This is a genomic window from Microvirga sp. HS2 (assembly GCF_055792805.1).
This window is the reverse complement of sequence record NZ_JBVVAJ010000030.1, coordinates 53,510-65,985: the sequence shown is the minus strand read 5'-3', so window position 1 is coordinate 65,985 and position 12,476 is coordinate 53,510. Positions and strand designations below refer to the sequence as shown.

General features: G+C 59.9%; 11 protein-coding genes and 1 pseudogene. 3 read left to right on the top strand and 9 right to left on the bottom strand.

The annotated features are described in order from the left end of the window. Positions 1-133, top strand: a pseudogene (locus ACS5Q0_RS21255) (succinyl-CoA--3-ketoacid-CoA transferase); the annotation flags it as partial. A gap of 91 nt (positions 134-224) precedes the next feature. On the opposite strand, the gene ACS5Q0_RS21250 reads toward ACS5Q0_RS21255, so the two are convergent. From ACS5Q0_RS21250 to ACS5Q0_RS21225, 6 genes are all read right to left on the bottom strand, one after another. Then, a complete protein-coding gene (locus ACS5Q0_RS21250) occupies positions 225-1,028 on the bottom strand; it encodes an ABC transporter ATP-binding protein (RefSeq protein WP_473128647.1) in 804 nt (267 codons plus the stop codon). Further along, entirely contained in the window at positions 1,028-2,083 is a 1,056-nt protein-coding gene (locus ACS5Q0_RS21245; protein WP_473128651.1) for a dihydrodipicolinate synthase family protein, read from the bottom strand. Before ACS5Q0_RS21245 ends, ACS5Q0_RS21250 begins: the two co-directional genes overlap by 1 nt. 35 nt (positions 2,084-2,118) lie before the next feature. After that, entirely contained in the window at positions 2,119-2,901 is a 783-nt protein-coding gene (locus tag ACS5Q0_RS21240) for a GNAT family N-acetyltransferase (RefSeq protein ID WP_473128646.1), read from the bottom strand. 46 nt (positions 2,902-2,947) lie between these two features. Further along, on the bottom strand, positions 2,948-3,991 hold the full coding sequence (locus tag ACS5Q0_RS21235) for an NAD-dependent epimerase/dehydratase family protein (RefSeq protein WP_473128645.1): 1,044 nt from the start codon (positions 3,989-3,991) through the stop codon (positions 2,948-2,950). Further along, on the bottom strand, positions 3,988-4,803 hold the full coding sequence (locus ACS5Q0_RS21230) for an ABC transporter permease (RefSeq protein ID WP_473128644.1): 816 nt from the start codon (positions 4,801-4,803) through the stop codon (positions 3,988-3,990). The genes ACS5Q0_RS21235 and ACS5Q0_RS21230 overlap by 4 nt, the downstream gene beginning before the upstream one ends. An 88-nt stretch (positions 4,804-4,891) precedes the next feature. After that, positions 4,892-5,560, bottom strand: a complete 669-nt coding sequence (locus tag ACS5Q0_RS21225; RefSeq protein WP_473128643.1) for a TetR/AcrR family transcriptional regulator — start codon at positions 5,558-5,560, stop codon at positions 4,892-4,894. A 124-nt stretch (positions 5,561-5,684) separates the two neighbouring features. Here ACS5Q0_RS21225 and ACS5Q0_RS21220 point away from each other — a divergent pair, with 124 nt between their 5' ends. Then, complete coding sequence (locus tag ACS5Q0_RS21220; protein WP_473128642.1) at positions 5,685-6,674, top strand: ABC transporter substrate-binding protein; 990 nt, start codon at positions 5,685-5,687, stop codon at positions 6,672-6,674. 926 nt (positions 6,675-7,600) lie between these two features. Continuing rightward, entirely contained in the window at positions 7,601-8,815 is a 1,215-nt protein-coding gene (gene hmpA / locus ACS5Q0_RS21215; RefSeq protein WP_473128641.1) for an NO-inducible flavohemoprotein, read from the top strand. A gap of 188 nt (positions 8,816-9,003) precedes the next feature. Here the strand turns inward: hmpA and ACS5Q0_RS21210 are convergent, their stop codons facing one another. The 3 genes from ACS5Q0_RS21210 to argH are packed head-to-tail and all read right to left on the bottom strand — an operon-like array spanning position 9,004 to position 12,475. Further along, a complete protein-coding gene (locus ACS5Q0_RS21210; protein WP_473128640.1) occupies positions 9,004-9,900 on the bottom strand; it encodes a carbohydrate kinase family protein in 897 nt (298 codons plus the stop codon). Next, positions 9,897-10,967, bottom strand: coding sequence for an ABC transporter ATP-binding protein (locus ACS5Q0_RS21205; protein WP_473128639.1), 1,071 nt, complete (start codon positions 10,965-10,967; stop codon positions 9,897-9,899). Before ACS5Q0_RS21205 ends, ACS5Q0_RS21210 begins: the two co-directional genes overlap by 4 nt. Beyond that, positions 10,967-12,475: an argininosuccinate lyase gene (gene argH, locus ACS5Q0_RS21200; protein WP_473128638.1), complete on the bottom strand. Its 1,509-nt coding sequence runs from the start codon at positions 12,473-12,475 to the stop codon at positions 10,967-10,969. Before argH ends, ACS5Q0_RS21205 begins: the two co-directional genes overlap by 1 nt. Position 12,476 lies beyond the last annotated feature (1 nt).

Genomic DNA, 12,476 nt, shown 5'->3' with positions numbered 1-12,476 from the left:
CACGGATCTGGGGGTGTTTGCCATCGACAAGAAGGGCGGCACCGGCATGCGCCTGATCGAGCTCGCCGAGGGCGTCACTCTCGACGAGATCAGAGCCAAAACCAACGCCGCCTTCAAAGTCGAGCTCGGCTGAAAATCGGGGTTTGGCCGACGCAGAATGGGGCTGGCTCCCTACCACCAGTGTGAGCCAACCCTGTCAGACAAACCTCGAATTGCTCAAACCGCTAATCCATCCCGAGAAGGTGATAAATTCGCTTTGTATAGGTGCCGAATTGCTCGGTCGTCTTGACGTCGAGCGTCCGCGGGGACGGTAGCTGGACGTCGAAATAGTCCGCCATACGGGCCGGGCCTGCTGTCAGAACCGCGCAGCGGGAGCCCAGGAATACCGCCTCCTGAATCGAGTGTGTCACGAAGACGATCGTTTTGGAGCTTTGCTGCCAGATCCGCAGCATTTCCAGATTCATCTTCTCACGCGTCAGAGCGTCGAGCGCCCCGAAAGGCTCGTCCATCAGAACGAGCTTTGGATCGTGAACCAGGGCTCGGGCGATCGAGGCGCGCTGCTGCATGCCGCCTGACAGCTCATAGGGGTACTTGCTCTCAAATCCCTGCAGGCCGACCATGTTGAGCAGGTCGCGAGCACGCTCTTTCGCCTCCCGCTGGGGGAGACCGAGGATTTCCGCTGGCAGGATAACGTTCTCCAGAATCGTCCTCCACTTCAACAGAAGTGCCTGCTGGAAGACCATGCCGACGTCACGCCCGGGCGTGAAGCTGGAAGAGTTCCCGCCGATCGTCACTTCGCCCTCATCTGCATCGTGAAGGCCGGCAAGAATCTTGAGGAGGGTGCTCTTGCCGCATCCGCTCGGGCCGACGAGGGAGACCATGTCTCCTTCCGCAATGTCCATCGTCACGTCCGACACCGCGACGAATTCTCGTCCGCCAGTACGATAGATCTTGCGTACGTTACGCAGCCGGATCATGGGATCCGCCTTGGAGACGACGGGTGCTTGGGGCGATGCAACCGTACTCATTATGCCAGCCACCGTTGCAGGTTCTCTGCTACGAACGCGTCGTCCGACAGGTCTGCGTGCTCACGGCTGACCCGATCGATCTCTTCCGCCTGTCCAGGACTCAGGCCCTCGTGGGGATCAATGCACCAGGTTCCTTCGAGCAGGCCCTGGCGGCGGAGGATCTCATGACATCCTGCGATGCAGCCGTGGAAGTCATGAGCCACGTCGAAGAGTGCGGAGTTGCAATCCGTGACGCGTGAGTCCAGCGCGAGGATTTCCGGCGAGAGCGCACCGGCAGAAACGGCCTGATGAAGCTGATCCAACATGCGGACTGCATTCCGGGTCCAGACCGACCAATGGCCGAGGAGGCCACCTTTGAAGCGAACGGTGACGGGCTTGCCGTCACGCATGACGGAGAAAGGTGTGACGAGATCAAGCACGATGTGGTCGTCGTTACCGGTGTAGAGCGTCACGCGCTCTTCGGCTCTTGCAGCCACTACACCACGCACCACATCCTGGGTCCGGTAGCGGTTGAACGGCGCGACCTTGATGGCAATGATATTCTCGATGGCGGCGAAGCGCTCCCAGAAACTGGCGTCGAGGGACATGCCGCCGACGGCCGGCTGCAAATAAAAGCCGACAAGGGGGATTTCCTCGGCCACGCGACGGCAGTGGGCAATGATCTCGTCGGTGCCAGCTCCCTTGAGTGCCGAGAGGCTCAAAAGCCCTGCGTGATAGCCGAGACGAACCGCAGTCTGTGCCTCGGCAACGGCTTGTTCGGTCTTGCCGCAGATTCCGGCCACCATCACCAAGGGCCGATCCGTCCACGCCTTGCTGTCTTCCACGGCCGCGGCGAGAACCGGTTCGTAGAGACCAATCTCGCGAATGGCGAACTGGGTCGTGTGCACCCCCACCGCAAGACCGCCGACACCCGCGTCGACATAGTAGCGGGTCAGTGCCCGCTGTCTGCGGCGGTCGAAGCGGCGCTCGGAATCGAGCGCCAGAGGGTGTGCCGGGATTGCGACACCCCTGCGGATCATGCTGAGAATATCCGGCGGAAGATGGGAATAGTCCAGGGCCATGCGGGTCGTCCTCTCAGCGGGTAGGGTGATTAGCCGAATTCGGGTCCGACAGCGGTGAAGAGCCGCCCAGGATCGCCGAAGGGAGTGGGGCATTTCTGCGCCATGCGCAGGAAGGGCCGTTGGATCGTAAAGCCGCGCTTTCTCAACGTACGATTCAGAAGCGTGTGGGAATCGGCAACGTCAATGAACACGGAGCCGTCCACACGATCGAGTGCGGCCTCCAGAAGCTCGCTTGCCTGTGCCTCGCACTTCGCGATGATAGGGCCCAGTTGTGTCGCTATACGGCCCGGACGAGCCAGCACGAAACCCGCACCATCGTCAGCAGCGAGCGCAAGCTGGGGCGCTCTCCGGAACAGACTTTCGAGCAGGAACGGACGCTTGGCTCCGAAGGCCACGGCATCGAACGCGACGAGAGCCGGGAGATCCTCCTCCTGCAGCGGCCGAACCCCGCTGCGGATGCTCTTCTTAGCGCCGCCTTGACCCTGCCAGCGCGACAAGCCGAACTGGGGTTCAAAACCGAGGGGCCGATACACTGCTTCCCCTGCGGGCGTCGCATCGAGGACAGGGACCAAGCCTCTGCCTCGAACCTCTTCCATGCACGTCTCGAGGATACGCGTACCGAGGCCCCGCCGCCGATGGGAAGAGGCGACCAGAACCATGCCGATCCATGCAAAACCGCCGGGATAGGACATGGTGGCCCCCGTGGCGACGGGTTGCCCATCTTCCCGAACGGCAAAGACCTTGCCATGCTGGATGAAAAGCGACCAGTCGTCAGGGAGCTGGTTCCAGCCGGCTTCCGTTGACAGCGCCATGCAGCCCTTCATCAGGCTCGCATCGACGGGTTGGGGCCGGACAACCTCAGTAGGCGCCATCGCGCGTCTCGAAATGCGTCGGCTTACCGAGGCTGGGGCGGTCACGGGCGACCCAGTCCGCAACCCAGTCGATCATGCGTTCAATCGGCACGGAGGGATATCCGAACAGACCCGACGCTTGGGCCGTATTCACAAGCCACGCGGTTGGAGCCTCCTGGCCGACGACCTGGGGTGTCTTGCCCAGGCGCTCGCCAAATGCCTTGGCGAGCCAGCGGATGGACGTGGTTTCTGGTCCTGAAACGTTGATGGGGCTCGTCGGATCCGTTGCATGACGCAAGCAGCGCAAGGCCTGGGTGTTGGCGTCACCCTGCCAGATGACGTTCACGTGACCCATGGTGACGTCCACGGGCTCATTGTCGCGCACCTTTTGTGCGACGTCGAACAGGACTCCATAGCGGACATCAATGGCATAACTCAGACGAAACAGCCGGCCGGGCGTTTTGTAGAGCTGAGAAAAATGCTCAAAGATCCGCTCGCGGCCGATGCAGGAGAAAGCATATTCGCCCGGCGGGTTCAGAATGCTGTCTTCCGTCGCCCCCTGACTCCCGATCTCCACGAATGGATAGACACAGGCGGTCGAGAAGGCCACGATGCGGGAACCGCGGAATGCTTCGGCTACGAGCCCAGGCACGTGCACGTTCATGGCCCAGGTGAGTGCCTGGTTTCCTTGTGCGCCGAATTTCCTCCCTGCCATGAAGATCACGTTGCGGGCCTTCGGCAAGGCTTCGATTGCGGCCCGATCCGTGAGGTCGCAGGCGATAGTCTCGATGCCGTTGGCTTCAAGGCTGTCGCGAAGGCCCGCTTCGCTGAAGCGTGCTACGCCAATCACGCGCTTGCCGGGTGCAGCATTACGAGCAAGACGCGCAAGGGTAGGGCCCATCTTGCCGCCGACGCCGAGGATCATGATGTCGCCGTCGATGGCCGCCAGATCGGCTGCGAGCGCCCGCGTCGGCCGCGACATGAACGCGTCGACATCTTCGGTTGTGTCGAACCCTGTGGGCCAGGAGCCGTCTTCGAGCCAAGCAGTCATGTCATCCTCGCGTCTTTGGGAACCCACAGATGCTCCATCAGCATGACGACGAGGTACAGCGCGATGCCGAGGAGAGTGAGCAGAACGACGGCCATGAACATGGCGGGGGTGTCGAGCGAGGCCTGGACCTGGATCATCAGATAGCCAAGACCACGCTCCGAGGCGATGAATTCACCAACGACGGCGCCCGCAACGGCCAGGATGGCCGCAACTTTCATGCCGGAAAAGATGTAGGGCAGGGAGCCCGGAAGCTGGATATACCGGAAGGCCTGCCAGCGCGAACCTTTGAGGGATCGGACAAGATCGAGGATGTCAGGCTCCACCTCGTTGAGCCCGCGCACAGTGGTGAGCAGGATCGGGAAGAAGCAGAGTGTGAAGGTGATCAGGATATTCGTGCTGATGCCATAGCTGAACCAGACGATCACCAAAGGTCCAAGGGCCACTTTCGGGATCATGTTGAGTGTCACCAGCAGAGGGAACACCAACAGAGTCATGATGCGCGACCAGGAGAACAGGAGTGCAAGCGCGACGCCGAAGATCACCGAGAAAGCATAGCCTCCGAAGATCTCGGCTGCGGTGACGAGCGTATTCTCAAGCCAACTGTAATTGGGCTTCCACAATGAGGCGACGATCGTCGTCGGGGCAGGAAGAACAAAAGAGGGAATTGGGAAGACGGTGACGAGCAGCTGCCAGAGAACGATCATCCCGATATGGACGGCGGCGATGGCCAGCCATCTCCGGCTCACTGGCGAGGTTCCCCCACTGGAAGCCGGTCCGGCGCGGACCGTAGCAGTTTGGACGCCGCTCGTCATGAGAAGCCTCTCCCGTTTTCATCACGTGAAAGAAGCCTAGCTCACACCAGAATGCTTATCAACTATCTGGTTGGTTGATAGTCTGCGACTATGGTTGCAGAGGGCGGAGGGCGCCGAGCGCGAATTCGATCACATGCCGACGCCGAACCGCGACGGCTTTGGAATTGCCGAGATTCGTGCCGAAGATCGCCGATAAGGTTCGGTTGTTGGAGAAGAAGAAATACGACAGGCCGGCGATGGAAATATAGAGGTTGATGGGGTCGATATCGTCCCGAAACACGCCCTCACGGACTCCCCGGTGGAGCGTGTCTCGAATAAGTTCTACCAGGGGCAAATGCATGGCCTGAACCTCCCGGAAGCCGTCCAGGTGCGTAGCTCCATAGCGATTCTCATCATTGAGGAGGGCGATGAATTCCGGGTGCTCCGCCAAATAGTCGAAGGAGAATCCGACGAGACTTTCCATTGCCCTGATAGGGGGAAGGTCGGTCAAATTCAGCGCGCGCTCACGAGCGCGAATCCGGCCATAGACCTCTTCGAGCGCAGCCCGAAACAGATCATCTTTGTTGCCGAAGTAGTGATATACCAATTGTTTGTTGACGCCGGCGCGACGTGCGATTTCGTCTACCCGGGCACCTGCCGGCCCCTTCGCCGCGAACTCGGCAATCGCCGCCGTCAACAGGGCTTGCCGAGTGGCTTGAGGATCGCGCTTGCCGGCTCGTCCGGCAGCTTCTCCCAAAGGGTTCATCGTATCGGCCATGGGGCCCTCTATGTAGGTATCAACCAACCAGTTAATTGATAGTTGATCTAGGTTGGCTGCAAAGGCTAGTCTTTTTTACAGCTTCGGCGCCAAGACAAGCCGGAGGCCTAGAGGGATACACAACATGATGAAACTCGCGTCCGCTTTTCTGACAGCCGCGCTCCTGACCCCGGTAAGCGCCTTCGCCAAAGAGAAGGTCAATCTGGTGCTCAATTGGGTGCCGACCGCCGACCATGCCCCCTACTATTACGCCAAGGCGCAGGGCTGGTATGACGCGGCCAATATCGACCTGACCATCGAAACCGGAAAAGGATCGGGCGTATCGGCCCAGCGCGTCGGGGCCGGTACGTCCGAAATCGGCATCTCCGATCTCGCGACCTCGCTCCTCGCTCGTGGAAAAGGCGCCAAGCTCGTTGCCGTCATGACGGTTTACGCCAACTCTCCCCAGGGCTTCTATTGGCTCAAGAGCAGCGGCATCAGCGGCCCCAAGGATTTTCCCGGCAAGAAGATCGGGAACCCTCCCGGTGATGCGTCCCGCATCATGTGGCCTGCCTTCGCCAAGCAGGTAGGGATCGATCCGGGTTCGGTGAGTTTCGTCAATGTGAGCCCGCAGGCAAAGGTTCCGTCACTCAAGAGCCGGGCCATCGATATCACCAGCGATTTCTACAACGAACACGACCTTAAAGCACGTGAGTTCGGTGAAGATCTCGGCTTCCTCGCGTGGCGCGACATCGGCATCAATCCTTACGGGAATTCGATTATCGTCAATGCCGACTACCTCGAGAAGAACCGTGAAGTGGTCAAGGCCTTCACTCAGATAAGCCAGAAGGCCTTCGCGGCCTGCGTGCAGGATATCACGCCCTGCCTGAAGGCCCTGATGGCGAACGTCAGCGGTCTCGATGAGGCCAATCAGCGCGACCAATGGAACCGGATCAAGGAACTGATGCGCGACCAGACGACGACATCGGTCGCCCTGGGCGCCTTCGATAGCCAGCGGGTGAAAAATGACCTTGAAATGGTCAAGACCTATTTCGGTCTGGAACAGCCCTTTGAGGCATCCGCCGCCTTCACGAACGAGTTCCTCGACATCTCGATCAAGATGACAGCGAAATAGACATTCTTTCGGAACTTCTGGCCACGACGCTCAAACGTGGCCAGTTGCTCTCCCGAAAGCCTTCCATCAGACCAGCACGAGCTAGGTCGTCGATGCTCGCTCCCTCACGTCCTGGCGCGTGCGCCTGCGATGATGGGAGTTGCCAATTTCATGGGCTCGTTGTGGCGGGCTGGGACGCCCATCCCAGCTTCTCTGTTTTGAGACTTACGTAAGCGGATCGTGCGTTCGGTGGAAGGTCGATCGCATACCCTGCGCAGCCTTGTGCTTTGATGTGGCCACGCCGGCAGCTGCTGGCTCAGGTGATCCTGCCTGACGTACAAAAACCGGTCGGATCTGCCGGAGCCGATACCGCCGCTTGTCGCTGAATCGATCCCTTAAGGGCATTCCCGGAGTACAGTGCCTAGAGCGCCTACGGTAACGCTCATCCCAAAGCGAAACACAAAGCAGGTTCTGATGGAACCGGTATCAGCCGGGTTTGACGATGCTCGAACATGCCAATCTCATCCCTGCGGATGATAGCGTAGCCGTCTGGGAATGCCTGAATTCTGCCCTCGAACCAAATAGTTTGGATATACGATTCCGTGAGAGCGGCACCGCTTTCCTAAGCGACTCGGCTCTGTCCGAATGCAGGCGCCTCACGGTCAATCGCAACGTCGCCTGAGCAGGTAGAAAAGGGCGAATGATCGAAGCTCCAGAGCGTCATTGCCATGATCCAGTCATCTTCATCACGTCCGGTGCAGCCTGCCTCGGGCCGTTCTCGTTAGGACCTTCCAGGAACTGATCCGAGGTCATCGTGCTCTGGTGGCAGTTTTCCTTCCGAGGCAGGGACGGTCAGATCTCCGAATTGCAGTTTTCCAGTCCGGAGGCCGCTCTGACGCACCGCTGGTCAGACCGCTTATCATTTTCCAGTCAGCAAAGGTGATACTATGACGAAGACATTGAGTGATATGAGCATTCATCTGGTGAAGGCGACTGTGCCTGTACTCCAAGAGCATGGATTGGCGATCACGTTGCGGATGTACGACCGCATGTTCCAGAACGAGGCCATCCGTGATCTCTTCAACCAATCCCACCACGGAGAGACCGGCTCTCAGCCGAAGGCGCTTGCGAGTGCCATCCTGGCCTATGCGCAGAACATCGATAGCCTCGGCGCTCTCGCGCCGGCCGTTGAGCGCATCGCACAGAAGCATGTCGGGCTCAATATCCTACCTAAGCATTACCCTTATGTGGCCGAAGCGCTGCTCGGAGCGATCAAAGATGTCCTGGGGGATGTCGCAACCGACGAAATCCTAGCCGCATGGGGCGAGGCCTACTGGTTCCTAGCCCATGTGCTGATCGGACGTGAGAAGGCGATCTACGGCAGTCTTGCATCCAGCCCCGGCGGATGGAACGGCTGGCGCGACTTCCGCATCGAGAGCAAGCAGAAGGAGAGCGAGATCATCTCCTCCTTCGTGCTGCGGCCCAAGGATGGCAAGCCGATCCTGCGTCATCAACCAGGCCAATATCTTACATTCTGGCTTGAGATTCCGGGACAGCACCCGCTCAAGCGCAATTACAGCATCTCGAGCGCGCCGAACGACGAGACCTACCGTATTTCTGTCAAACGCGAGCCGCAGGGAATCGCGTCGAATTGGCTACACGATCACGCCCAAGTGGGGCAGGTGTTGAAGGTCGCACCGCCTGCAGGCGAGTTCTTCCTGAATGAGGAGTCGCCTCGGCCTCTCGTCCTGCTGAGCGGCGGCGTCGGGCTGACGCCGATGATGAGCATGCTGGAAACCATTGCAGCCCGTCACCCCAGCAAAACCGTTTATTATGTACACGGCACACTGAACGGCTCTACCCATGCCATGAAGGATCGCGTGCAGGCCCTCACAGAGACCCATTCCAAAATCCGGGCGACGACCTTCTACGTGGAGCCGCGGCCGGAGGATCGGCTTGGGAACGACTACGATCACGAAGGTCTGATCACGGTGGACTGGTTGCGGGCGAATACGCCGCTGGATGAGGCGGGATACTACCTGTGTGGACCGCGACCCTTCCTGCGGGCCTTCGTCGGAGGGTTAGCTCTAGCCGGGGTTCGGTCGAACCGCATCCACTATGAGTTCTTCGGGCCTGCCGACGAGATCCTTACGGCGGCTTGAGCCTTGTTCTGCGGACTCGATCTTGCGAAATCCGAGCCGTTGCGGCAGGCCGCCTCAGCGGCTCGGGTGTGAGGGTTCTTCCAACCTGTCAGGCAAGCCGATCGTGGAATAGGAGCGATAGTCACGCCCCCTCCCGTATGACCACTACATTCCGGGCAGCAAAGGGAAAAGCGCCATCGCTTACCGCATCAGGACCGGTGCGATGGAGCTCCACCTGCTGACTGGACGGAGAGCGCACCCGATTCGATACCAGCCGCCAGACTTGTCTTCAGATCCGAGGTTCTGAGCCAGGAATGCAGGAAGCCGGCGTTGAACGCATCGCCGGCCCCCGTGGTATCGACGACGTCGACGGGAATGGCCTCAGCCGAAACGCAACTCTCACCGTATGAGGCCATTGCGCCGTGCTCGCCACGCTTCAGCACGACCAGAGGAAATTTCTCTCGCAATCTGCCCAAGATAGCTTCCGCCGAGCTTTCGCCGGTCAGTGCTTTTCCTTCTTCGACGTTGGGGAGAAAGACATCGACGCCTGCGCAAACCTCGAAGAAGTCCGTGCCCTGGCGGATCAGGCCATCGTCCCAACTCGGATCGAGCGAGACCGTCAGACCTGAGCGTCGCGCCAAGGCAATCACATCCGGATTGTCCTTGAGCGTGGCGAATTCCGCGATGTGCAAATGGGCAACATCATAAGCCGAGAGGGCCTGCTCCAATGTCGACGGTCGGGACCCGCCCGCACGTCGGGACACGAAAGCTCTTTCACCATCTTTGACGAGAGCGACGGTAGGCTGCGGGCCTGCATCGTCCGACCGCTCGACGAACGACAGGTCAATCCCGCTTGCCTCGAGCTCCGCGCCGAGTCCGTGCGACAAAGGGTCGTTTCCCAGGCGGGTGAGAAGCGCTGCCGGACGGCCGAGAGAAGCGAGGTGAGCCGCCGTGATATAGGCGCCGCCGCCAGCCGCAATTGTCACGTCCTGTGCAAATCTCTCCTGGCCGAGCACCGGCATCTCATGCAGGCCTGTAAAGATGATGTCGCAATAGATCCGCCCAAGGCATACGACCTTGCTGCGCTCGGAAGGCCTTCCGCTCATTGGGCTGCCAGCGCTTTCTCTGTGATCTTGTCGAAATAATAGAGCCTCTCCGCTGGAGCATGGAGGGTCAGACGCTCGCCGATCTGGGGGATTTGCCGGCCCGGTGCGGAGCCGATGACGGTCTGTCCCGCGCTTTCGATATGGACGAGGGTTTCAGACCCCAGGGTCTCCACCACGGCAACCGTGCCCGACACTGTCAGACCCAGCGAGCCTGAAACAGTTGGAACGAGGTCCTGCGGGCGGATTCCGACCAGAATCTCGGAAGTCGTTGCCGACGAATACGGGACCTGAACCGAGCCGCCGGTCGGAAGATCCGCTCCGCCGTCCCTCAGGGAGGCCGGCAGCAGGTTCATGGTCGGGCTGCCGATGAAGCGTGCGGTAAAGACGTCAACCGGCTTGTCATAGAGTTCCAAGGGCGTGCCGACCTGAAGAATCCGCCCGTCGCGCATCACCACGATTCTGTCGGCCATGGTCATGGCCTCAACTTGATCGTGGGTAACGAAGACCGACGTGGTGCCAAGCCGGTGATGGAGCCGCTTGATCTCGATACGCATTTGCGTACGCAGCTGGGCGTCGAGATTGGAGAGCGGTTCGTCGAACAGAAACGCGGCTGGATCCCGGACCATCGCCCGGCCAATCGCGACGCGCTGTCGCTGGCCGCCCGAAAGTGCCGAGGGGCGGCGCTCCAGAAGTTGAGACAGGCCGAGCGTCGCAGCGACTTGCTCGACCCGTTGACGCTTCTCGCTTTTCGACAATTTGGAGCGATAGAGGCCGAAGGCAATGTTATCGGCCACGGTCATGTGCGGATAGATGGCGTAGTTCTGGAACACCATGGCGATGTTCCTGTCTTTCGGCTGTAGGTCGTTGACGACGCGTCCGTCGATCCGGATCGCGCCGCCGCTGATTTCTTCAAGTCCCGCGATCATCCGCAATGTCGTGGACTTGCCACACCCCGAAGGGCCGACCAGAACGACGAATTCGCCGTCCCGGATCGACAGATCGATCCCATGGACGACCGTTGTCTGCCCATAACGCTTGACGAGGCGATCAATTTCAATGGTCGCCATTAGCGATCTCCGAGAAGTGAGTTGAAGCGAGCCTGAAGATCCTGGGCGGACATCTCTTCTCGCTTCCGAGAGTCCTGCATCCGTTCGCGGATATTGCCGATGTCGTCGCGATATCCGGCAATTGCGTCAGACAACGCCCTTGGAGCAGGACCGCCGAGCCGGTCGCGAACGGCGACAAAGTGCTCCGGCGAGACGATCTCGGCGAATTGGGCTGTATCGATTGTCGTCTGGTGCCCCGTACAGCGTTCGAAGGCCTCCTGAAAAGCCTTGTAGCCATCAGCCGCGATCTCACCCTCAATCGCAACGACCGCACGCGAGACTTCGGCCGCGATCTCATGCGCTTCGCGGAAGGACAATCCCTCCCTGCGAACCAAGCTGTCGGCGAGTTCGGTGACTGTGATGCAGCTGCGGCGGATGTTGTGGCGTACCCGATCCGAGTTGATGCACAGAGCCGGGACAAGAGCCGTCAGCAAGTCGATGACGCGTCCGCCGCTCTCGAAGGCGCCATAACCGAAGCCTTGGCTTTCGCCCTCGCTGTCGTTCATGTCCGTGAAGGGCGTGTTGTGCATGATGGTGAGCATGGCCTGCGCACGCCCGACGGTCTGAGACGCCAAGTGCCGCATATGCTCGATGGGGACGGGGTTGCGCTTCTGTGGCATGATCGAGCTGATCTGCACGAAGGCGTTGGGGACGTAGACTTGGCCGACCTCAAAGCTCGTCCAGAACTGCAGATCCTGTATGAACCTGCCGAGATGCAGGAAGATCAGTTCGATCGCGGAATAGGTCGAGGTGATGTAGTCGATGGATGCGATGCATCCATAGGAATTCTGCAAGGGACGGCTGAAACCGAGCAGGGAAGCCATCAGCTCGCGATCGATGGGAAAACCGCTTGTGGTGATAGCTGCTGCTCCCATGGGGCTGCGATCGACGATATCGCGGGTTGCCTCGAGCCGGGCAATATCACGCAGCAGAGTCTCAAGAACAGCCGACAGATAATGGCCGAAGACGGTTGGCTGTGCCGGCTGACCATGGGTGTAGGCTACGATCAGGGTCTTGCTTTCCCGCTCTGCGACTGACGCCAGGGTCTCGGCCAAGTGGACCAAACGTCCCAGCAGAAGATCGATCCGAGCTTTCAGACCGATTTTGAACAAGGTGTGGTCGATATCGTTGCGTGACCGCGCCGTGTGAAGGCGCCCCGCAAGATCCGGCCCCAGGCGGGTGCGGAGCTCCTTCTCGATCAGGAAGAAGAAATCCTCGACTTCACCAGTGTAGGTAAGCGTGCTGACGTCGACGTCACGGTCGATGGCCTCGAGAGCCTGGGCAATGGGGCGAGCCTGCTCGATCGTCAAGATCCCGGTCTCGTGCAACATGACGAGATGGGCCCGATCGATAGCGCGAAACCCCGCTACGTGATGGTTCTTCGCTCCATCGAAGAGCGGGCGAAGAACGGTCTCCTTGTAGACCGAATCCGGGAAAATGGAGGTATCTTTGAAAGTGTCTGCGGTCATC

Coding starts and splice junctions, on each gene's coding strand:
- hmpA (WP_473128641.1), top strand. CDS start 7,601: ATGACGAAGACATTGAGTGATATGAGCATTCATCTGGTGAAGGCGACT.
- ACS5Q0_RS21240 (WP_473128646.1), bottom strand. CDS start 2,901: ATGGCGCTGTCAACGGAAGCCGGCTGGAACCAGCTCCCTGACGACTGG.
- ACS5Q0_RS21250 (WP_473128647.1), bottom strand. CDS start 1,028: ATGAGTACGGTTGCATCGCCCCAAGCACCCGTCGTCTCCAAGGCGGAT.
- ACS5Q0_RS21205 (WP_473128639.1), bottom strand. CDS start 10,967: ATGGCGACCATTGAAATTGATCGCCTCGTCAAGCGTTATGGGCAGACA.
- argH (WP_473128638.1), bottom strand. CDS start 12,475: ATGACCGCAGACACTTTCAAAGATACCTCCATTTTCCCGGATTCGGTC.
- ACS5Q0_RS21235 (WP_473128645.1), bottom strand. CDS start 3,991: ATGACTGCTTGGCTCGAAGACGGCTCCTGGCCCACAGGGTTCGACACA.
- ACS5Q0_RS21210 (WP_473128640.1), bottom strand. CDS start 9,900: ATGAGCGGAAGGCCTTCCGAGCGCAGCAAGGTCGTATGCCTTGGGCGG.
- ACS5Q0_RS21225 (WP_473128643.1), bottom strand. CDS start 5,560: ATGGCCGATACGATGAACCCTTTGGGAGAAGCTGCCGGACGAGCCGGC.
- ACS5Q0_RS21220 (WP_473128642.1), top strand. CDS start 5,685: ATGATGAAACTCGCGTCCGCTTTTCTGACAGCCGCGCTCCTGACCCCG.
- ACS5Q0_RS21230 (WP_473128644.1), bottom strand. CDS start 4,803: ATGACGAGCGGCGTCCAAACTGCTACGGTCCGCGCCGGACCGGCTTCC.